18 protein-coding genes and 2 pseudogenes are annotated in these 21,600 nt (G+C 55.1%); 9 read left to right on the top strand and 11 right to left on the bottom strand.

Features of this window, described 5'->3' with window-relative positions; genetic code table 11:
* The first annotated feature begins 458 nt into the window (after positions 1–458).
* The 3 genes and pseudogenes from QA648_RS32545 to QA648_RS32555 all read left to right on the top strand — a co-directional run bounded on the left by QA648_RS32545 (position 459) and on the right by QA648_RS32555 (position 4,943).
* Positions 459–2,648 carry a prolyl oligopeptidase family serine peptidase gene (locus QA648_RS32545; protein ID WP_283054603.1) on the top strand — a complete coding sequence of 730 codons (2,190 nt, stop codon included), beginning with the start codon at positions 459–461 and terminating at the stop codon, positions 2,646–2,648.
* Positions 2,649–2,963: 315 nt separating this feature from the next.
* Positions 2,964–3,367: pseudogene (locus QA648_RS32550) on the top strand (DoxX family protein).
* 562 nt (positions 3,368–3,929) lie between these two features.
* The gene (locus QA648_RS32555; protein ID WP_283054744.1) at positions 3,930–4,943 is read left to right on the top strand and encodes an AraC family transcriptional regulator; all 1,014 of its coding nucleotides are present in this window, start codon (positions 3,930–3,932) and stop codon (positions 4,941–4,943) included.
* 248 nt (positions 4,944–5,191) lie between these two features.
* On the opposite strand, the gene QA648_RS32560 is transcribed toward QA648_RS32555, so the two are convergent.
* Positions 5,192–5,434 (bottom strand): hypothetical protein, encoded by a 243-nt coding sequence (locus QA648_RS32560; protein WP_283054604.1) that lies wholly within the window; start codon positions 5,432–5,434, stop codon positions 5,192–5,194.
* Positions 5,431–5,664 carry a hypothetical protein gene (locus tag QA648_RS32565; protein ID WP_283054605.1) on the bottom strand — a complete coding sequence of 78 codons (234 nt, stop codon included), beginning with the start codon at positions 5,662–5,664 and terminating at the stop codon, positions 5,431–5,433. The genes QA648_RS32560 and QA648_RS32565 overlap by 4 nt, the downstream gene beginning before the upstream one ends.
* 749 nt (positions 5,665–6,413) lie before the next feature.
* Between QA648_RS32565 and QA648_RS32570 the strand changes: the two genes are divergently transcribed.
* Together QA648_RS32570 and QA648_RS32575 are read left to right on the top strand one after the other, a co-directional pair.
* Positions 6,414–7,328 (top strand): sterol desaturase family protein, encoded by a 915-nt coding sequence (locus QA648_RS32570; protein WP_283054606.1) that lies wholly within the window; start codon positions 6,414–6,416, stop codon positions 7,326–7,328.
* Positions 7,329–7,389: 61 nt separating this feature from the next.
* A complete protein-coding gene (locus tag QA648_RS32575) occupies positions 7,390–7,539 on the top strand; it encodes a hypothetical protein (RefSeq protein WP_283054607.1) in 150 nt (49 codons plus the stop codon).
* Between the two features lie 61 nt (positions 7,540–7,600).
* Here QA648_RS32575 and QA648_RS32580 read toward each other — a convergent pair.
* Positions 7,601–7,847, bottom strand: a pseudogene (locus tag QA648_RS32580) (DoxX family protein); the annotation flags it as partial.
* Between the two features lie 458 nt (positions 7,848–8,305).
* On the opposite strand from QA648_RS32580, the gene QA648_RS32585 reads away from it, so the two are divergent.
* Positions 8,306–9,280: a LysR family transcriptional regulator gene (locus tag QA648_RS32585; RefSeq protein WP_283054608.1), complete on the top strand. Its 975-nt coding sequence runs from the start codon at positions 8,306–8,308 to the stop codon at positions 9,278–9,280.
* Positions 9,281–9,454: 174 nt separating this feature from the next.
* Here QA648_RS32585 and QA648_RS32590 read toward each other — a convergent pair whose 3' ends face one another.
* The 4 genes from QA648_RS32590 to QA648_RS32605 all read right to left on the bottom strand — a co-directional run bounded on the left by QA648_RS32590 (position 9,455) and on the right by QA648_RS32605 (position 13,116).
* Positions 9,455–9,886 carry a DUF4168 domain-containing protein gene (locus tag QA648_RS32590; RefSeq protein WP_283054609.1) on the bottom strand — a complete coding sequence of 144 codons (432 nt, stop codon included), beginning with the start codon at positions 9,884–9,886 and terminating at the stop codon, positions 9,455–9,457.
* 294 nt (positions 9,887–10,180) lie between these two features.
* On the bottom strand, positions 10,181–11,209 hold the full coding sequence (locus tag QA648_RS32595) for an LLM class flavin-dependent oxidoreductase (RefSeq protein ID WP_283054610.1): 1,029 nt from the start codon (positions 11,207–11,209) through the stop codon (positions 10,181–10,183).
* A gap of 197 nt (positions 11,210–11,406) precedes the next feature.
* Positions 11,407–12,519 carry a histidinol-phosphate transaminase gene (locus tag QA648_RS32600; protein WP_283054611.1) on the bottom strand — a complete coding sequence of 371 codons (1,113 nt, stop codon included), beginning with the start codon at positions 12,517–12,519 and terminating at the stop codon, positions 11,407–11,409.
* Between the two features lie 435 nt (positions 12,520–12,954).
* Positions 12,955–13,116, bottom strand: coding sequence for a hypothetical protein (locus QA648_RS32605; protein ID WP_283054612.1), 162 nt, complete (start codon positions 13,114–13,116; stop codon positions 12,955–12,957).
* A 653-nt stretch (positions 13,117–13,769) separates the two neighbouring features.
* On the opposite strand from QA648_RS32605, the gene QA648_RS32610 reads away from it, so the two are divergent.
* On the top strand, positions 13,770–14,678 hold the full coding sequence (locus QA648_RS32610) for a glycoside hydrolase (protein ID WP_349254339.1): 909 nt from the start codon (positions 13,770–13,772) through the stop codon (positions 14,676–14,678).
* A gap of 252 nt (positions 14,679–14,930) precedes the next feature.
* Here QA648_RS32610 and QA648_RS32615 read toward each other — a convergent pair whose 3' ends face one another.
* The 3 genes from QA648_RS32615 to QA648_RS32625 all read right to left on the bottom strand — a co-directional run bounded on the left by QA648_RS32615 (position 14,931) and on the right by QA648_RS32625 (position 17,964).
* Entirely contained in the window at positions 14,931–15,920 is a 990-nt protein-coding gene (locus QA648_RS32615) for a LysR family transcriptional regulator (RefSeq protein WP_283054614.1), read from the bottom strand.
* A 113-nt stretch (positions 15,921–16,033) separates the two neighbouring features.
* Positions 16,034–16,624 carry a NodA family N-acyltransferase gene (locus tag QA648_RS32620; RefSeq protein ID WP_283054615.1) on the bottom strand — a complete coding sequence of 197 codons (591 nt, stop codon included), beginning with the start codon at positions 16,622–16,624 and terminating at the stop codon, positions 16,034–16,036.
* Between the two features lie 584 nt (positions 16,625–17,208).
* Positions 17,209–17,964, bottom strand: coding sequence for an aquaporin (locus QA648_RS32625; protein ID WP_283054616.1), 756 nt, complete (start codon positions 17,962–17,964; stop codon positions 17,209–17,211).
* Between the two features lie 664 nt (positions 17,965–18,628).
* On the opposite strand from QA648_RS32625, the gene QA648_RS32630 reads away from it, so the two are divergent.
* Both QA648_RS32630 and QA648_RS32635 read left to right on the top strand, forming a co-directional pair.
* Positions 18,629–19,087, top strand: a complete 459-nt coding sequence (locus tag QA648_RS32630) for a phasin (RefSeq protein ID WP_283054617.1) — start codon at positions 18,629–18,631, stop codon at positions 19,085–19,087.
* Positions 19,088–19,715: 628 nt separating this feature from the next.
* Positions 19,716–20,021 carry a DUF982 domain-containing protein gene (locus QA648_RS32635; RefSeq protein WP_283054618.1) on the top strand — a complete coding sequence of 102 codons (306 nt, stop codon included), beginning with the start codon at positions 19,716–19,718 and terminating at the stop codon, positions 20,019–20,021.
* Positions 20,022–20,131: 110 nt separating this feature from the next.
* On the opposite strand, the gene QA648_RS32640 is transcribed toward QA648_RS32635, so the two are convergent.
* A complete protein-coding gene (locus QA648_RS32640) occupies positions 20,132–21,388 on the bottom strand; it encodes an ROK family transcriptional regulator (RefSeq protein WP_283054619.1) in 1,257 nt (418 codons plus the stop codon).
* Between the last annotated feature and the right edge of the window lie 212 nt (positions 21,389–21,600).

Genomic DNA, 21,600 nt, shown 5'->3' on the forward strand with positions numbered 1-21,600 from the left:
GTGGATCGTCCGCACGTTTCTTGGGCGGCTAGGGAGACGGAATTGGTCGATCTCCGCTCCGCGACCAAGTATGTGTTCGCTCGCCACCATCACCAGGCAGCGCAATCCCATGCGTCAGGCGGCGGCCGACCATTCCCGAGAGCCTCGTCGAGGCGCACTTTCCCGCCCCTGCACTCTGTTCGGGGACAACAGCAGGCCTGTTGGCCTATGCGCGCATTCGCCCTTGTAGGGAAATCAGTCCGCCAGTGATCCGTGTCAGAGCCATCAGGAACTAACAAGCCTGGCGAGGTTGCGACATTGCAGTGCCACTTATCCTACACGGCCTACCTTGCTCCCCAGAACAACCCGTTGATTTCAAGGTTCTATCAAGTGTGTCTGGTTGGCACAGCTCTTGCCAACACGAGAGGCGAAGGGGTTCGTTTCAACCGCTTAGACGTTGGATTTCGGCGAGGCAAATCATGCGCGGTACGTTTCTGAATAGATTGATGATGGCTACGGCTTTGGCGATGGCATTCACCATGGCGGCTTCTGCCAAGACCCCGATGACCACTGTTGCCAAGCCGATCGATTCCAACCCCAACAACGCTCCCAAGGACGCCCCCGACCCTCGAGCCTATCTGAATGAGATCGAAGGTGATAAGGCGATGGTCTGGGTCAAGGCCCATAACCAATCGACCGTCGACAAACTGTCGAAAGATCCACGCTACGGCGAATATCAGGCTAACATTCTGACGATCCTGCACGCCACCGATCGCATTGTTATACCCGGCTTCGCGCATGGCGGCATGATCGATAACTTTTGGCAGGACGGCGTGCACGTGCAGGGCCTGTGGCGGCGTACGAGTTGGGAAGCCTACAGGTCTGGAAGCCCGCAATGGCGCATCATTCTCGATGTCGATGCGCTGTCAAAACTCGAGAACAAGACCTGGGTGCTTAGAGGTGAGAACTGCTTGCCGCCCGTCGACAATCTCTGCCTGCTCAGCCTGTCTGATGGCGGCAAGGATGCAGATGTGATGCGCGAATTCGACGCTGCCAAGGGTGAGTTCGTTAAGGAAGGCTTCGTCCTGCCCGAGGGCAAGCAGTCGGCGACTTGGATGGACGAGAATACCATCTACGTGACCCGGGAATGGACGCCGGGAGAAGTGACGACTTCCGGCTACGGCTACGTCACTAAGGTGCTGAAGCGGGGCCAAAGCCTCGATCGCGCGGTCGAGGTTTTTCGCGGCGACAAAAAAGATGTCTCGTCTGGACGCGATGTGTTACGCGACATCGATGGCAAGTATGTGATGGACTTCTCATATCGCAGCCTCGACTCCTTCAACACAGAACTAGCCTTTTACCCGAACGGTCACACCGATAACCACAAGGTCGTTCTGCCATTCCCGACCACAGCCGCTTTTGGTGGCTATTACAAGGGCCAGGCAATCTATCGGTTGAAGTCGGACTGGGCCACGGCCAATGGCGCCGTCTTTCACAACGGCGCGATTATCACTTTCGATCTCCGCGCGGCGCTCGCCGATCCGGCGCGCGTCGAACCATTTGTGCTGTTCATGCCGAATGAGCGCCAGTCTGTCCAAGGAATTACCCGGACCAAGAATCGCCTCGTGCTGTCGATCCAGTCGGATGTCAGCAGCGAGGTACGCAGCTTCGATTTCGGCAAGAATGGCTGGTCATCCTTTAAGTTGGCCCTGCCGGAAAATTCGACCCTGTCCGTGACCTCCAGCGACAATGAGAGCGATCACCTGTTCATATTGTCGGAAGGTTTCCTCGAACCCTCCACTCTCTTTTACGCCGACGCTGCAAGCGGCAATATCGAGAAGCTCAAGTCGAGCCCGGAACGCTTCGATGCTGAAGACCTGCAGGTACAGCAGTTCTGGGCGACCTCGAAGGATGGAACGAAGGTTCCGTACTTCCTTGTGGCGCGCAAGGACGTTAAGCTCGATGGCACGAACCCGACCATCCTTTACGCCTATGGTGGTTTCGAAATTTCAATGCGCCCTTTCTATCTGGCATCGCTCGGGAAGCTGTGGCTGGAAAGGGGCGGCGCTTTCGCGCTGGCCAATATACGAGGGGGCGGCGAATTCGGACCGAAATGGCACGAGGCCGGTTTAAAAACCAATCGTCAGCGCGTCTACGACGACTTCCAAGCCGTGGCGCAGGACCTGATCGCGAAGAAGGTCACCTCGACACCGCATCTCGGGATCATGGGTGGTTCGAACGGCGGCCTGCTGATGGGCGTGCAACTGACCGAGCGCCCCGATCTATGGAACGCGGCCGTGATCCAGGTGCCGCTTCTCGACATGATCAACTTCACCCACATGTCGGCAGGAGCCTCCTGGCAGGGAGAGTATGGCAATCCGGACGATCCGGTCGAAGGCGCCTTCCTCCGCTCGATCTCGCCTTATCATAACGTCAGGGCAGGTGTGGCCTATCCGGAACCTTTCTTCGAAACCTCGACCAAAGATGACCGCGTCGGTCCGGTGCACGCGCGCAAAATGGCCGCCCTATTCGAGGATATGGGTCTGCCTTTCTACTATTATGAAAACATCGAGGGCGGCCACGCCGCCGCCGCCAATCTGCAGGAACGCGCGCGTCTCCACGCACTCGAATACACCTACATGTCTCAAAAACTCATGGACAATAAGTGAGCATGGACCCTCCCGATTGAACGGATTTGGGATCTGTTTCGAGTAAAGGATCGCACGGTCGAGGCGTGCGTTTTTTTGGTGGCGGACGCCGACGACAAAACTGGGTTGTATCAAGCGCAAATCCCTCTTCCGCGCTCGGAAGACCTCTCCGGTCCTGCATGAGTCAACGCCCTATGTCTCCCGAACAATCCTCTTCGCACGGAATTTGCGCGATTCGATCAACGCAGATTCATTTCTAACGATCCCGGCGCCCCTGATGCGAATGCTGATCGACCGGGAATTTACGACCAGACAACTGAAAAACTGGAGATTGCCTTGGAGGATGTTTCAAAACACGCGCAGACGGCACTTGCCGTGCTCAGCATCGTTACCGCGCTGGTGCTCATCGAACATGGAGCCATGAAGCTAGTCGGCTTCCCCGCGTTTGGCGGGGGCGGAGCAGGGGGCGAAGGCAATTTATCCACTCTGATGCTGATTTTTGGCCTTCGGGAGGTGTTCGGCGGCATGGCAGTGCTGACTGGCCTCCTGACCAGACCGGTTGCCTTCCTTTTGTCAGGGCAATGGCCCTCGGCTACTGGACTACTCATTTCTCAGGCAAGAGCGTTTTTCCCATGCTTGTCGACGGCGATGATACGATCCTGTTTTGCTTCATCTTCCTTTATCTGGCATTTACAGGACCCGGGGCGTGGAGCTTTGACGCTAAGATGAAACGAATATGAGCGGGGCTTCGTGACTGCAGCGAGATGAGTCATATGTCACAGCCATTGTTGACTTTCCAGCTTTGGGTCGGTGTCGGGAAATCATCGTAGAACACCTGGTCAGCAAACATGCTGGATAGTAAGTGTCGACTGACATATAAGAAACCATCCATCTTATTCACAGTACCTACCAATCAAACTCATCGACGAAAGGGCGCGTCTATCGATATTCTGCGATTGACAAAGTCGATTGCGTGTCGACATAAACATATAACGACATTAGGTAAATAAGGGAACTATGTCAGGAAAACACGTCCGCTCTCCGGGCGCTGTTTACTGCTGGTTCGTAATCGGCCAGCCCGTTCAGTCCGCGCCCAAGAGGCGATCGCGACTGACAGAGATTGCGAAGGCGGATGTCGTGCCCTTCCTATGCTGCGATTAAGCATTGGAAGGGAAACAAACCGGCAGGTAGCCGAGCAAGTTATCTTCAATTAAAAGAACGGTTGAACGCAACCTCTATGAAATCCGAGAGATGATCTTGTATGAACCGGCAGGAACGATCTCGCTGGCACCTGGAGAACACATAATGGAAAACAGCGCCGATGCCGTTTTTCGATATCGCGGCTCAACGTTCGACAGCATGATCGAAACCCTTACGGGAGTTTTCGGCACATTCGACGCTGAGCTCGTCAGTCGCTCCCATGACTTCCATTGGGGGATCGATCTTTCGGCCTGTGAAGGCGCCGTATTGATTACCGGCTCCCATCAGGATGGATTTCAGTTCCGCGCGGAATGGTGTTCTGGTGCAACGGAGCATCTATCGATCGTAGTGCCGCGCAGCGGCGGCATGGGGGTTACATACGGTTCGCGCACCGCCGAGGCCGGAGAGGGGAAACTTCTTCTTTATAGGAATTTCGAGCCTGACGGCATCGTGATGCACGGTCAATCCAATCTGATAGATGAGTTGGTGCTTGATTGGTCCTTATTCCAACGGACAATTGGCGAGACTTTCGACGTGCCGTTCAATGGCTCCCTCGACCTCTTGCCTGAGCTGGATCTGTCCACGTCAGTTGGCCGGACGGTCGGCAATCTCACGGAAACAATCATCGACGGAATACGCGATAATGGTCCGCTTTTGCAGTCTCCTATCGCCCTGGCACATATTACGCAGGCGCTCGCCGATGTGGTGATAAGGATGGTGCCTCATCGGCTGTTGCATCTGCTGGATAAGAAACCCAGCATGATTGCTCCAAGGCATGTTCGACGCGGGATCGAGTTCATGCGTGCCAATATCGACCAGCCGATTACAATGCCGATGGTGGCCGAAGCAGCGGGGGTTTCCACCCGAGCACTCGAAGCTGGTTTCCGCGCTTTTAAGGACATGACACCCGCAGCCTATCTACAAATGCTTCGGTTGCGGGCAGCACGGGAGGATCTGCTGGATCCAGAGAACCGCATGCTTTTGAAAGATATCTGCCTTAAATGGGGGTTCTTTCAGTTCGGGAGGTTTTCCGCAGTTTATAGGGCACACTATGGAGAAAATCCGTCTGAAACAAGAAGGCGCGCTTGTGGGGTGCGTTCTTTTAGAGCCTCCTGACGAAAAAAGATTGACCGCAAATGGTACGACCGATTGCTAAACGCGAAACGATCGTGCTGGATTTCCACCCCAGCTTCTTCATTCTTGCCGTCGGTTCCACAGCGTTGGAACTCTCGTCATTGCACGACAAAAATCAGGTCGTAGACCCGCGAAGACCCCAAATCTGACGCGCCCATGTTCAAATTTTGTGCTGAATGCACAAGTCGGAAACCAAAGTTTTCCTTGATCGTCACGGCGCTTTTGAATGGCTATGCTTTGATGAGCACTGTCTCTTCCTTGGTCTGAAGCTGGACGGTCGTGCTGTAATATGGCCAAATATACGGTCCTCCGGCGCCCTCGTTTAGGTCCTGGTTGATCGCTTGGTAGCCGGCGATATGCGGGGGTGAGGACTGGCCGGTCACGAGCAACTGCAGAGCTGTGATGGGCTTTTTGCCCGGCTCGCCGTTTTTCCAGACCATGTAGATGAACTTCCCGCTTGCGCCTTGTTTCAAGTCTTGTCCGGTCCAACTCCACCAGAGGGAGGGTTCGCTTGCGCTTGACTGTAGGCGACAAAGTCGACCGACGTCACCGGATTCTCTTCGCCTAAAGTGTAGCCAATGTAGATGTATTTTCCGCCCACGCCCGTATTGGTGTCGATCGATAGGAACTCCCACGGCGGTTGATATCTTGGACCGGGATTGTCATCGACCTGATTTATGAATTGCTGAATCGGCGCAGCCATTTAGACTCTCCTTAGTTGGTATAGTGGTGACTCGGTTGCGAGTCGTTCCCACGCGGCTCAAAGTGCAGACTTCATGCCAAGTGAAAAATCTTGCGCACGCAACGTATAGGCACAAAGCTAGAGTCCAGTGTCCGACATTGTTTCGACGAACGCTCGGCTGGGTTCTGCACCGGACGATCAAATGGCCAGTCCGCAAAACCGACAAATCTGAAGTGAGTGAAACCTGTCAAGTTGAAGAGCACCGGTCAAAAAGCAGCCACGAGCGCCGTTATCGTGCTGCAATTCTGCGCCAACTGAGGCCGTCGACGCTGCCAGGCTTATCGTTGAATGGGATCGTGCGCCCGACTGGCCCGGCTGATTGATCGTGCGGGAGAAGCCGCGAACCAGAATCGGTAAAGCTGTGCGTAAAAGACGTTCGCTCTTGCCTTACGAAGACTGGAATGCCGCCGCTTCAAAAAGACAAGGCGGTCCACTGTCGCGGGGTTTCTGCCAGTCGACTGTTTGTACCGGGGGCCGCCGATATCTACGCAGATGCACCGGGCCAGAGTGGCAAAAGTCAAGAAGCATGACTCCAGCGGCTTGCTGATTGCTGTCTTGTACCAGTTCTGCCGATTTAATTCGCGTTGGACCGTGGATTGGCAAGACCCATTTGCAAAACGAATTGGTCTTATCCAAACAATCGATTTTCAATCGCCGCCTATTTCGCATAGGGCAAATTACGTCGTACGCCAATTCGTCGGAGCAATCTAATGCACGTTCTCGATTTTGAGGAGATGGCCCATTTTTTCGTGAAATCGTTCACGCTAGTTGCGATATTCGCTACCACATGCGTCGTACTCGAGGTGATCTTTCCGGCCTATCGATATAGTTTTGCCTCGTACGTTCGCGGCGTGCGGAATTGGGTTATTCGCATTGGATGCGGCGCCGTAATCTGGCACTTGTACGCGGTGGGTTTGAAGTTGTTAGGGATTAAGCCGCTCCTGACGGTCGATTTTGGTGCCTTGCTTCACTCTAACAATCCAATCGTTAACACGGGCCTCGCCGTCCTTTCAGGTGTGCTCGTCGCAATAGCCGGTGACTTCTTTTATTACTGGATGCATCGCGCTCAACATGCCGTTCCGTTTCTGTGGCGCCTGCATGCTACCCATCACTCAATTCGTGAACTGACGGCCTGGAACTGCAACCATCATCTTACCGAGCCATTTGTATACGCATTGTTTGTCACCCTACCGCTTACGCTGATTAACTTTGAATCAGGTGTCGTGCCCGTCGTTGCCATGACGCTGATTACCTTTCAGGCCCACCTTTCTCACTCAAGCACACGTGTCAATCTTGGGCCGCTCCGATACATTATCGGCGACAACAAATTCCACCGCATTCACCACTCGATGGAACCGCATCACCGGCATCGAAATTATGGGTTCTTTACCACCGTATGGGACACGGTTTTCCGCACGGCATATTGGCCAAAAAAGGAGGAGTGGCCGCAAGTTGGTCTCCGAGATCAGCCTGAACCGCTCACTGTACGTGACTATTTTATGTTTCCGTTTGATAAGCGACGTTGGATCAGAGCTAAGGTTGGTAGGCCGGGAGTTGAGGCTGGCGCATTGAACGCGGCGGAAAGAGATGGACCTGTTCGTCCGGATAGCAGTTCCGCAGCTTAAGGTTCAAAGAGCTGGGTCTGATCTAATACCTGTTGGCGGCAAGCCTTGAGGGATTATGCATATGCCCGGCAAGAGCATCTTTCCCGTACTCAACGGCGATGACGCCGCGATCCTGTTTTGCTTCGTCTTCCTGTATCTGGTCGTGGCCGGGCCGGGAGCGTGGAGCTTTGATGCCAAGATGAAACGGATCTCAGCCGACCTTCATGCTTAACTTGCCGTACAGGATCATCACCAGAAGGATGGGCCGTAGCCTGGCTGATCTTCTCTTAGTCGACGGCCATTTGACCCGACAAAAGGAAGGCCACTGGGCCTTGTCAGGAAGCCAGCCAAAACAGCCAGGCCGCCAGTCACCTCTAGAACGCCCGCGGTCAGCATTAGGGGCGATAAACCAACTGCATCCCCTGCTGTCGCCGCGCCGCCTGAGGGGAAGCCCATAGTGCCATGTTCGATGAATAGCAGCGCGGCAGCGATCCTGAGCACGGCAAGTGCCGTCCGCGCGTGTTTTGAAACGTCCTTCAAAGCAGTCTCCAGCTCTCTATTTGTCGCGTCGCAAACTCCCGGTCGATCGGCCTCCGGATCAGAGGGCGCTCGACTGCTGGGATGAACACGAATTAATTTCGGGCAAATATCGCGCCAAGAGAAATGTCGTAGAAGACATGAACCCGTTGCGCAGGAATGGACCGGTCTTTCTGGCGCCGAAGGGATTGCCCTCCGGACAGATCGGCTACCGATATAGGAATGACAAGGCCCCCGCCGTTCACGCGCAGAAATTCAGCGCGATGCAATGTGGATCGCTCTCATTTCCCACCATATGGGTCCGCGATTGCTCCGCCATATTCAATTTCCCACTCAATATGCAATTTGCGAAGAAAGTTTCCATAGGGCGTGTTTGCGCTGTGAAAACGTCAATTTGTATTACTAATGAGGAGTACTGATAGGTTTGGATGGCGTACATACACGCTGTGGATAGATAAGATATGCGGTTCAATGGCCTTGACCTAAATCTCCTGGTCGCGCTCGACGCCCTGATGAGCGAGCGTAATCTGACGGCGGCGGCGCGCAGCATCAACCTGAGCCAACCGGCCATGAGCGCTGCCGTCGCCCGATTGCGCACCTATTTCGAAGATGAGCTGTTTACGATGGCCGGCCGCGAATTTATCCCCACCCGGCGGGCGGAAGGTATCGCGCCCGCGGTGCGCGAGGCTCTGCTGCAGATTCAGCTCTCCATTATTTCCAGGGAGCCGTTTGACCCGGCTCGGTCGGATCGCCGCTTCAAAATTGTGCTTTCCGATTACGTCACACTCGTGTTTTTCGAAAGGATTGCGGAGCGTGTCGCGCGAGAAGCTCCCGGCATCAGCTTCGAATTTCTTCCTCCCGGCGATGACACTGAGGACCTTCTTCGGCGCGGCGACGTCGATCTTTTCATTCTACCGGAACTATTCATGTCAAACGCCCATCCCCAAGCGAGACTGTTCGATGATGTCCATGTGTGCGTAGGCTGCACCTCGAACAAGCAACTGGAAGAGCCGTTTACGTTCGAGAAATACATGTCGATGGGGCACGTTGTGGCCAAGTTCTATACGCGGAGGCCGGGCCTCGAGGAATCGTGCCTGCTCGAGCACGGTCGCGAGAGACGTATCGACGTCGTCCTACATGGCTTCAGCATGATTCCGTCCATGGTTTTGGGCAACGAGCGCATAGGAACAATGCCCTTACGGCTGGCGCGGCATTTCGCAAAAACAATGCCGCTGCGCATCGTCGAGCTTCCGCTGCCGCGACACCTTCCGTTCACCGAAGCCGTTCAATGGCATGAACTTCACAATTGTGATCCGGGAAGCGTCTGGATGCGCGAAATGCTGTTTGAGGAGGCGTCACGCTTGGTTTCGTCGATTTCCACGACCGCGCCCCTTAGCAACCTGAACCAGGACGAATGTTGTCCGGCGCACCTGTGATCCGAAAACTTCATGGGCCATGACCGTTATATGGCTGACAAAGCGCCGTTTCCGGCGCGCTGCGTTAATGCTGCCGGTAGCTTGTCCCGTTCCCACGCAGGCTCGGCGACCGCTTTGACGATATGGAATTAGGTTAACAGTCGGGATATCAGTTCAGCGGGCAGCCGCGCGCGATCATCTCTCATCCAATGATCCGGGCGCGGATTTCTGCAGTTTATCCTCAAGTTTCTTAACGAGAACAGGATTCTTCTGTGCAGCCGCCAGAATTGCGTTGTATTCGTCCACCGAAATATTGGGAGAGGTCTGAACGGCCTGGATCATCTGTTTCCTTGCCTCGCTCCGCAGGTCTTGCTTCACCGTCGCATCCGAGGCCGCCTCGATCTTGGTCGCGTACTCCTGCCTAATCTTGTCTACCTCGAGATACGCGACGGCAAAAGCTTCGATCTTTTGGTCACTGATGGCCGCAGCCGCACCATTGCCATCTTGTTGCCCCTGGGCGGGTGGCTTTTCTTGCGCCGCTTGCTGCGCCGGCGCAGGATTGCTGAGAAACATCAAGCCCATAACTGCAGCGGTCAACGATACGGCAGAGATGTAACGATCGATCATTTTAATTCCTCTCATATAGTGTGGGGACAAGGCTTCTTTCCCGGGGTAAAGCCAACAGCGGGATATAGCCGGCTGCGGTTGACGAGGGCTCGGCGACAATGTGGCCTTCAACACTTGCCGTAGGACAATAGCGAGGCGATGTGTTGACCATGGAGAAGCTACTGCCGAGACGTTGCCATCATTAGGAGCATATGAATCGAATGCGAGGCGAGGATTGTTGCTTGATATTGAGCATCCTACTGGACGGCCAGCACGGCGCCGGAAGACGGCGTTCGGGTTCCAAATTATGGCGTATCAGTCAAGACGAGCCATAAATTCGGATTGAATGGTGGCTGCGGTGTAAAGGGAAGCTTCCAGCGGCAGGGTCCCAAATGCAAGTTGACACAAAAGATAGTTGGCGCCTGCCTCTTCTATCTGGTTAAGTAACGTTTGTCTCACCGATGCCGCCGAACCTGCGACGCATAACTCATTCTCAACTGCCTCGTCGAAAGTCAGCGGCAGGTTTGGGGGAGTCTGCAGGTCATTTAGCTCGTAAAGAAATTTAAAGCTGGTGAGCCAGTGTTCGTAAGCCGACGCTGCGAGCACACAGGCATCGCGATCAGAACGCCCGATCACGATCATGCGAAGCAAGCCACGAAATGATGATTGATAATCTTCGCCCGCGTCCTCTTTTCGATGGGCGCGGAAGGCATCAGTAATTCTGCGGACAGAAGAGGACGGTCCAAGGCACGCGATGTTTGCGCCATTCGCTGCGGCCCAGTGGGCTGACTCGGGTCTACCTGTGGCAATCCACATCGGTGGATGCGGTCTTTGATGAGGTCTTAGTGTCAGAGGTATGCTGCTCAGCTCAAAATGCTCACCTTTATGGGACAGCGTGCCGCCTCTCATTGCATTGATGAGAATTTCACTGGCTTCCGCATAGCAGCCTGGTGCCGCGTCCGCACACATCCCGAAATAACTCAATTCGATCGGGAGAGAACCACGTCCAATCCCGACCTCGACTCTGCCGCCGCTCAATTGGTCCAGCATACAGATTTCTTCAAAAGCTCGCAGCGGATGATAAAGGGGCAGCAGCATGACAAGTGGCCCGATACGCATCCAACGCGTACGCTGTGCGACGCTCGATAAAAACAAATTTGGCGATGGCCCTCTCCCATGCGGAGTACAGTGGTGCTCAGCAAGGTGATAGGCATAAAAACCAAGACCGTCGCACGCCTCGGCTAACCTCAGGCGATCTGAGTACTGCTGGGCAATGTCGCAGCCGTTGTCGTCCAGATGATCGAAGATGCCGAAGGTCAGATTAGAAGGAATGGCATTTCCCATTCGATTGTCTCCAATGTTTGACGAAAGATGTCGATTCAAGAAGCCGGTCTATGCTCCGGTTCTCCAAACAAGGCATGAAAAAGCACCAGGGCCACTGCAATCGCAGATACGGGTTGTGTCGACCTCATTGGTGCGGAGATCTCGGTATCCCGGCCAGGTCGACTTGGCTGTTTCTGTGTCTGAGTAAAAAACGAAAATTAGCCGTGCGTGACCGGCTGCATCTTCAGGCTTTCAGAAATGTCAGCGGCGGCTGAAAGGAATGTATCCATTTGGTTTTTAGAACCGATGCTTACGCGAATATGATTTTCCAAGCCGTCATCTGGAAAGACGGCCACAAGTATCTTTTTTGCTCTCAACGATGCTTGCCACCACGTGCCGTTTTGCCCAGGTGGTACGCGAGCAAGCAAGAAATTTGCATGAGACGGGATCACCGAAAATCCGAGTTTAGAGAGTGTAGCAGTGGTCCGGTGTCTTTCATCTTTGATATGCTTGTGGTTTTCGGCGTAGGCGGCGCGGTGCGAGAGGATGCTAGTACCCATCGCGTGGGCGATAAGGTTCATATTGAAGAGATTTTGGCTGTTACGCAGCCTTCCGACAAGTTCAGGATGACCGAAGCCGAAACCAATGCGAATACCGGCAGCGGCGTAGCTTTTAGAAAATGTTCTTAAGACTATGAGGTTCGAATGGCGATTGATAAGTCGTAGAGCATCGTCGGGCGCAAAATCGACATACGCCTCATCCAACACTATCAAACGGTCGGATTGCGCGGCGAGCCTGTCGATCTCGGCTATCGGAACAAAGGTTCCGCTCGGGTTATTCGGATTGGCCAGCAGGATGAACTTTGCCTCTTTTGCGGGACCGAGAAGCAATTGCTCTATCGGCAACGAATAAGATTTGCCCCATCCGATTTCGAGAAATCGAGCACCCTGCAACATGGCCAGTTTGCGGTTGAATGAAAACCCTGGCGACATCATCGCCACGCTGTCACCCGGAGCAAGGAAAGCCCTGTAGATGAGCCCCAGCAGTTCAGATGATCCATTGCCGGCGATCACCTGATCGCGAGAGAGGCCATACGCATTGGCGGCCGCTTCCCGCAAGCAGCGATTATCATCTTCGGGATAAAGATAATGCCGTTTGAGGGCGGCAATCGCGCTTCGCATCACCAGCATTGGCAACGGAAATGGATTCTCATTCGTATCCAGCTTTACGCAATTGGCCTCCGGACCCGGCTGTTTAGGCGGAATAGCGTCTAGCTGTTTCATCGTCTGCGAAAGAGCCGAAAGCACGCCTTGCAGTTTTGCATCAGACATATTTTTTCTCCGTTTCAGTTAGTCGAACCCGCTAGCATGTGATCGGCGGCCCTAGCTGAAGCCCATGTGCCTTCGTTCCGCTGCGACGAGGGCAGCAACGATTATCCTGTCCGCAGATCGCCAAGCACCGCTAACCGTCTAAAACCGCAATTTGCTCAATCCTTCGAAATTAGAGCCGCCTTTGGATCAATCGCCTCTCACTGTGCGATCTTACGGGCCAATGCTGCCAGCTCTCCCCCGCCGTTTTCGATTGCGGCTCAACCGGCCCACAGCGTAAAGGGGCAGTCTTCCGCAAAATTCCAAAGGCAGCTGACGGGACCGCAGCGGGATCGACAGCATCAGGACCGGCGGCGACGTGCAGCTCGCTTGGCTGGTCACCACGGAAATCTTCATGCGCGCCTCCTGGAGCATGAATTACAAACCGAGAGCTACGGACTAGATCGAGACCTCAAAGACGGCCATGAGTGCGAGATTGATACCGTCGATCGACGGATCGGGTATCCTGATCTGCCCAATACCTTCGCCGCCGACGAGCCGGCCATCGCCCATCGGATCAATGAGGACATCGCCGACATCGCTGCGGAGGCTTATCTTCATGTGGACCACCACTGATTAGCATTGCCGGCACCCTTTCGGTGAAGCACTTCACCGCCTGTTTACTCTTGATCGGCCCATTAGGATAATCGATTGATTTGATAGGACGCATCCAAATGCCGGATGGTTTCCCGCATGCTTCACCTCAAGCGGCGACATCCATCGACCCAGGCTTTAGGCAATGTTCAGGCCGTTGTTCCAACTGATCCGAAGTACAGGCTCTACCTCTGAGACTGATGTGGACACGATCTCGCTATTTTCACTGGAGGATTAGGTTGTCGTCGAATTTGGCCAGCTCGCCGGCTCCGCTCGGGGGCGTCGGCACCTCGGTGGCGCTGGCGAGAAGACCGACCGGCCGGGACCGGGTGTTCGAGGATGCTGCCAGACGATCAAAGCAAGGGCTTTTCTAAAGCGAGCCTGAACTCCGGCGCAAATGACACATGTTGATGTAAGCGCCGCTGCAAGCAAGGTCCCAGCGTCGAGAAGCATGTTGCCCCCAGCCGCAGGTCCCAATTCACCTTTCGGTTAAGGCCTATGCCGCAAACGCTCATCACAACAGGCTATCGTCGAAAATATATCCGTCGGTGCTTTTCTCAGTGATTGGCACAGTTGTTGCGTCGCGTCTTAGGAAGACAGTGCATTAAGGAAAGGTCATGATGATTCACGTATTCTCGATGGGGATGGTCCTGTGCGGTGGATATCTTCTTGCTGCATCCGCAGGGGGACTCGGCGGCGCTGAGAATGGTTTATCTGCGTCGCCATTGTCGATGGCTGATATATCCAATTTCGATACTTTCATAGTTCGCAGCCCACCGCCATCACTCGGCCTGGATCCGTTTTATGCCAAATATGCTGACGCAGCGGGCATACCTATTATCTCGTCCGAAAAGGTTCCAGACACGGCACTGTTGATCGCACGTGACATTGTCCTCTACATGTTGTCAGAACGTCGTGATGTCCGCGATGCATTAATCCGGGCTGGGGCACGGGTTGGCATCATGGCAATTGACGAGACGACGACTGACATTCCCGAGCAGCGGGATTGGCAGAAGCCGGCGCTCGATGATCCGCGCCTTACCCCAGACGAACGGCGAAATTACGCCAGCACGATTGCCAAGATGACTGCCCAGGAATACTGGGCCCAAAGGGCGCGCGGCATGGGCGGGCTCTACACGACGGGGGCCGTGGAAAATTTGATGGGCGTGCCCGGCACGCGGTATTACGGAGGAAACATTCTTGTTCACGAATTCTCACATAATATCTTTAACGCCCTTCGGACGGTGGATCCTGATCTCGTTGCACGGGTTGAAAAAGCCTATTTCCACGCCCGCGAGAAAGGACTCTGGGCGCGGTCGTATATGGAGAACACCGTCGATGAGTATTGGGCCGAAGGTACGCGGTTCTGGTTCAATACGAATATGGCTTACAGCCATGGTAAACTCACCGTAGCCACATCAGACGACTTCGAGATTCACGATCCAGAGCTCTACAATATCATGGCTGAAGTCTACCGTCATGATCACCACATTCTGGCGGATGTCTTTTACCGGCATTCGGCAAAGTAACGGCTAACGTCGATCGGCCTCGATAACGGCCGCTGCGCCTTCTTCCTGCAACCGCAATCGCGACCCGAGTTATGGCTGCTCGTCCTTCTTGTCTATCGGAGCGCTGCAATAGGAATTTCCGTGCATCCATGCTATTCCGCTGCGGCCGGACGCAATATAACCTTGCGATAGGTTATCGCCGTGGGGTCGAGCCCAATTGGCTTGTGTAAATCTTAAGCTGAGGGACAAGCTACCCGACTTTTCTGGCCAATATCAAGTTCGCCGATCGGAGGTGAGCCGGACAGGGCTGGTGCTAGTCCGGTTGATATTGGGCTCGGCCGCGGCAAGCGGCGAAATCATACAAGACGCCTCCTTGAATACGAGTTCGCGTATCCAGAGGCTTGCCGGATCACTATTGTGCAGAGCGGGCCATTGTACGGCTTCGGTGAACGGAAGGAGTAGTGGCAGCGGAAGCTCAGCGATTTGCAAAGGTATTGTTTTTGCGAAATGCTGCGCCAGCCGTAGGGGCATGGTTCCTATACGTTCGTTGCCCGAAACCATCGGCGGAATCATACTGTAGCCATGTACGACGACGTCGATGCGTCTCTTGTGACCATATTCGAGCAAATACCATTCTTCGATGCCAGGCCTGCGGATATTCCCGAACTTGACGACAACGTGTCCCATCGACATGTATTTCTCGAATGTAAGTGGCTCTGCCAGTTGCTTGTTCGAGGCGCAGCCTACGCACACGTGGACATCATCGAACAGCCTTGCTCGTGGCTGGGCGTTCGACGCGAACATTTCCGGCAAAATGAGAAGATCGACGTCGCCGCGCCGGAGTAAATCCTCATTATCGTCGCCCGGGGGCCGAAATTCGAAGCTGACGGCGGGAGCTTTCCGCGCCGCGCGCTCTACGACTTTTTCGAAAAATACGAGCGCGACGTAATCGGAAAGGATAACCTTGAAGCGACGATCCGATTGGGCGGGGTCAAACGGTTCTCTGGAAATAATGGAGAGCTGAACATGGAGCAGAGCATCGCGCACCGCGGGCGCCAGGCTTTCTGCCCTAGGTGTGGGGATAAATTCGCGCCCAGCTATCGTAAACAGCTCATCTTGGAAGAAGGCGCGCAGCCGGGCGACGGCCGCGCTCATGGCTGGCTGGCTAAGGTTGATGCTGCGCGCCGCCGCCGTCAAATTACGCTCGCTCATCAGGGCGTCGAGCGCAACCAGAAGATTGAGATCAAGGCCATTGAACCGCATATCTCTTCATCCGAGGGCGGCCGGCACGTTCCTGCCGATTACCGGACCATATTGCGCTTGGGACCGCGGGTTCCACAAGAAATCTGAGCACTTCCGCAAGCAGTCTAGATAGGTCATAACTCCGGTCCGTTCCGGTCGATCATCGTACCAGCGGGCCAGGCGGAGATGGGCTGTCCAATTGGCAGAATGATGACAAGCGGATCCTCGACACGGGTGGGCGGCAAGTCGATACGCGCGTGTGGCAGCGTGGATCGCACGCTCACTTGCGACACAACCGTCAGCGGACTGTGTCGGCCAAATCTTTCAATGTGTTTCCGCAACTCCGGCCGAACTGTACCGAAGGCGAATGGAACGTCGAACTTCTGCAATGTTGGAAGCATAACCTGGATCGAATGGGCGATGCCGAGCCCCTCAAGATCCGGACGCACACCATATAAACCTAGCTCAGCCACCAAAAGGTCGACCCCGTCAACTTTGATGAAGCGGCGCAGTAAGCCCAGATGGGCCGCAACACCGATCGAGTCGTACGCGATCGCACGAAGCTCAGGTCTTGCGCCGGCCCAGCTTTGACTGCCTTGGAACGGCTTTGCATTGAAGGCCCCAGTCGGCCCGTATGTCTTTCGAAAGAACTCGGCGAGTTCGACATGATCGGAAAGTTGCAGCTCATTTTCCCAGCACAATTTCCACTGCACGTCTGCGCGCATTCAAAGACCTCTTCTTTTGTCGTTGGCCGACGATATACGACCTAAGGTTATACTAATATCGCCATATAACTCTATGGGTGTATATCGGATGCCCGCTGCCCGATGGCTTTTCCGCCCAGGGCTGACGCTCTTGTCCTATCGTGCCGGGCGAAGGCGATATTCCTTGACCCCAGCGGCCAATATCATGAGGCAAACCAAAACTGAAATGGCATTTCTTCATGGAACTATGAGCAGCGTTCATAATGCTCAGTGGAATATTCACAAAGGCGAAGCAGAAAAGTGCTGGGTATTCGAACCGCTCTCAGAGGAATTCTTGCAGGAGCATCAGCCGCAATATCGATCGGACGTCTGTTTTCGGCCGTCGGGCTAGATCTGAATACGGACCCAAGTTTTTCCGATCATGGCCGCCGTCTGATTTTCCTCTCGTGAAAGAAGATTGATCACGCGCCTTTAAAAGCGAAATCGGAAGCAGCTTAGGTGACTATGCGACGGGGAGAAACCAATCGACATGTAGCCCAAAATGCTCAGGCTCGAGGGCAGGGCGGTTGGCTTTGAAGGGAACGTGAAGTCCGTTGAAATCTGGATCAGGGGCGGGACCGAAAGTGGCGAGCTGCATCAACTCTACTTCGCCCCGCAAGAGTGGTGCCATTGCGCTTCAGTGGATTGCTTGTTGGTCGAAACGCGAGAACTTCACTGAGTTGCAGAAGGCCCGCGGCGACAGCACCGAGCATTGGTGCAATTATGTAAAGCCAGAGCTGAGCGCGCGCTGTCTCCCCTGCGAAGAGTGCCGGGCCGAGCGACCGTGCAGGGTTTACAGAAGAACCCGAAACCGTAATGCCGGCCAGATGGACCGCAACGAGGGTAAGACCAATTGCAAAACCTGCGACAGTACCCGCCCCGTCCTCGGCCGTGCTTTTGAGAAATACCGTCACGAACAGAAACGTGGAGATGAACTCAAACAGGAAGGCAGATCTTGCCCCATAGGCTCCCCAGCCGTTTTGAGCGAAACCTTCCACCGCAATGTTGTAACCGCCGACTTTGTCCATTGCTATAACGTAGAGTGTGCCTGCTGCTGCGATAGCGCCCGCACTTTGAGCCAAGACATACGCGACGAAGTCCCACAGTCCAAACCGCCGGGAAACGAGAAAACCGAGGCTGACGGCGGGATTGAGATGAGCGCCTGATACTGGACCAATCGCGCAGGCCATCGCTACCACTGTCATCCCGAAGGCAAGAGCAACACCAAGGGGGCCCGCCTCCGAACGCATAAAGAGGAGTGTGCCGCAGCCGAAGAAAACGAGCGCAAAGGTCCCTAGCAATTCGCAAAAGTATTTATTCATCCTTAACTCCGTTGATTGCATCCCCACGGATAGTCGTCGCCATCCTCGACATTCTCGCCGCCGGCCGGGATTTTTGACAGGTTATCGATGCAGTGTTCGCCAGAACCCTTTGACACCCGCAGGATCGATCGTCCGGTTCAGGATCTGTGCCCTCTGTCGTTGACTTCAAATTTCGTGACGACCAGCCGAGATAAGCACCAGAGCCTTTGCTCCGGCTCGCTCCCGGCGGTCCGCTATAGACACACAAGTTTCGTGCCAAACAAAAAAATGGTTTTACGGCAAAGCGATCAGTCTGATGGTCGCTCTGTCTTTGCGTCCAAAAATGTCTTGAGTCCGACAATGAACGACATAGCAGACGCGTTGCAGTCTGGAGATATGCGCTCAAGTCGCAGAACAATACCCGGAAGCACCTTTTGAAAGCGTCTGCATAGTTGGCATCGAGTTTGCATGTACTCGTCGTTAGGCGGCAAGAAGCAGCCAAGGATAGGGCCGGATTTCCTAAACCAGGCGGTACCCAGTTTCGGATTTCTCGGATCTGAAAAGCGCCGTCAAACCGAGTTCTGCATTCGTGCATGTACAAAGGGCAGGCGATACTCTCAGCGTCGGATTTTTCAAGAATATCGCCGTGCCTAGCGAGACCAACAACGTGAGAAGGAAAAACGCTATGACCACCAAGGTTTCAGAAAGGTCCTTTGAAACAATCGAAAATTCAGCATCAACGCCTCTCAAGGTGGCCGATCAAATCGGGGCATCCGTCGAAAAGGGGAACAAGCAGTTGACCGAAGCTTTCTTTAAATTCGCCTCAAGCGCTGAAGAGGCACAGAAAGTGCTCACTCCGATCTTCGAAACCGCAACGCTAGTCGGCTACGAATTGTCGCTTAAGTCTGTCGCCGCGTTGCAGGCTAATGCGGTGGCCGGTTTCTCGCATTTGCAAGCGTTGCTGGGCGCGAATTCGCCGTCACAAGTCTTCGAACTGCAATCGGCGTTCCTGCACAAGCGCGTAGACACGAGCATCGAGAATGCCAAGGAATTCCGGGCGCTGGCGAGCAAGGCGGTGGCGGAGATCGCTAAGCCGATCAACAATGCTTTTGACAAATTTTTGGCGGACCTCAGGCCGGCATAAATTAGCTGGCCACTGCAACGCCTATGGGACCTGTTGTACACTCCGCCCTTAATTAGAAGGAAGACGAGCGGCACCCTACGATCTATTTTGTTCGCGATTTCATCAATCGACGGATCATGATCCAAGTTTCGTTTGGAGAGCCTAAGGAGCGCTCAGACTGTTTCGACGAAGGGGCAGGGGGAGGTGATAGCGCCTCATTGCCCCAGCAAGGAAGCTGACCAGGTCGAAGCCTCGGCAATAGCTTCTTTTTTGAGGCGGTGTACGGGAGACGCGCGGCTGGCAAGGTCTACTTGGCCGGAAACTTGCGCCATCCTCATCATCGCAGCTAATGGCGACTCTCCCGTTCTGCGATCGTCGGTAGGCGCGATCTTAGCAAACGAGCGGTTGGTTGGCTGGACCACGCAAATCAGAAAAAGGCTTTGCGATTATTGCCGGCGGCCGCGCCAAGATTTCACGGTATCGCGTCGCATCCTAACAGGCGGCGTTTGCGACCCGCTTGGCTTGAGAGTTGCCCTCTGCTGGCTCGATCAATGCGGCTTTGCGTCGTCGCGACACTTGAACGCTCGGAAGCTATTCCAATATTTGTTGGATGACCACAGGTGACGTTGGAAAGGAAAGGAGGAATAGGATGCCGATAACCGATGTTTCCTGGACTCGTCTGGTCACTATCCGACTACAGTGCGGTCTTGAGCGGACGTTTGCGGGCGTTTACGACGCCTTGGATTTTCTCGAAAACGAATGGCCATTGCGTTATGGCGAACGCCATCAGCGTGCCATTAAGACCTGTCGCGGTGCCCTTAATGGCGCCGTAGCCGCCGTCGTTGCACGAGAGGCATTCATGGCCGCTTGCCTCGAAGCCGGCATGGCGGCCCCTTTGAAAGCCAAGCCGAACGCCCACGCGGGGCGAACCGCTCGGCGGGCTCTCGTGCAATGATTGGATGGTCCCGCGTCGCTTAAGGCGGGACTTGCGACGAGGGCCACGAATTCGGACTCATTGTCGATCGGCGTTCCACGAGCCGTGCGGCCGTTGCGACCGTATCCTGCCTAGATGACCAGCTTCAGATGGCTGGACAAGACCAAGCCAGCAGCCCCTCGCAACGCGGTATGACCTTCTCCGATGCCATTCACCGTGACCGAAATCTCCTGGTTCGGCCGCTTCCTGACCAGTCGTTCGACATGCTGCTTGACGCGCTCAGCGGCGTCCGCACCCCCGCCAGCAATGTCCCCATGCAGGACATAGGAGTTGAGCGACAGGGTTTGCTGCAGGTTGAGGATCCCGAACGCGACGTTTCGGGTATAGCGGTCAAGCAGACCGTTCGCAGCTTCGGAGCCTTCTGCTGCCTCATTGACGAGACGAGCGCAGGTGACGCTTTCAGGGTTTGCGAAGCCAAGTCGAGCCGCTTCACGCCGCAGCCAGGGTAGGGCGGCGACGGTTTCCCAGCATCCGTGCTTGCCGCAATTGCAGAGGTCGCCATCGATCTGCACCACGGTATGGCCGAGTTCGCCTCCGGAACCGGCAAGCCCCCGGTAGACCCGTCCGTCGATGTAGAAAGCGCCGCCCAACACCTCCCCGGTGTAGATGGCCGCGAACGTCTGCTGGCCACGACCCGGCCCGAACCACCGGTCGCCAACGAGAAGCGCGCGCGGATGATGGTCGATGACAACAGGCAGTGAGAAATGCCCCTGCAGGATATCGACCAAGGGGAGGCCCGTCAGAACGGGCGCAAGATTGACGGCGAGGATCACCCCGTTGTCGCTGTCGATCATGCCTCCTGAGGCTATACCGATCCCGAAGGGCGCCTGGTGCGCTTGGGAAAGCGTCGCGGACAAGGTGTCTTTGATGATCGCCAGGAATGCATCCCTGTTCCCATGCGGATCGAATTGCGCCTTGGTGAGCGCTTTGATCTCGCCGCTGAGCGTCACGAGGCATGTCTGGATCCTGCCCGGCAAGAGAAGCACGGCGCCGAGCATTGGGGCTTCAGGATTAAAGTAGATCGGACGCGCCGGCTTGCCGCCCTTGAAGTCGGAAGGCACTGCGTCGCCTTCGACGAGCAGGCGCTCCTCAATCATCGGTTGGACGATCCCCGTGATCGTCGTGCGATTGACGCCTGCCAGGCGCGCAAGCTCGGCGCGGCTTTTAGGACCGTTGTCGTACAACGCCTGCAGCACCCGGCCGCGATTGATCTCGCCGAGGGTCGACTGCGAAACGAGTGTTACATTGCCACCTTCGCCAGCAAGCGCGTCCTTGTTGGAAGGACCGCGCTGGCCGAGCGAATAGGATGGCTGATTCTCGAACTTCAACTTGCGTCTCCGATTTGCCAGTCCGGTCTTTCTAGCCTGTGGGCGCTTGCTCGACCAGATGCCGCTTTCCTGCTTACTGCGACCAGATGCGGATAGCTGCGAGGTCACGCGGAAACATCAGATCGCGACTTCTTGACAGTACAATAAGTTTGTGCGAAGTACAAACAAACTGCTGAAAAGGCAGATCGAGGGGTAACAATCGAAATCGAATT

The organism is Rhizobium sp. CB3171 (assembly GCF_029714265.1).
Classification (GTDB): Bacteria; Pseudomonadota; Alphaproteobacteria; order Rhizobiales; family Rhizobiaceae; genus Rhizobium.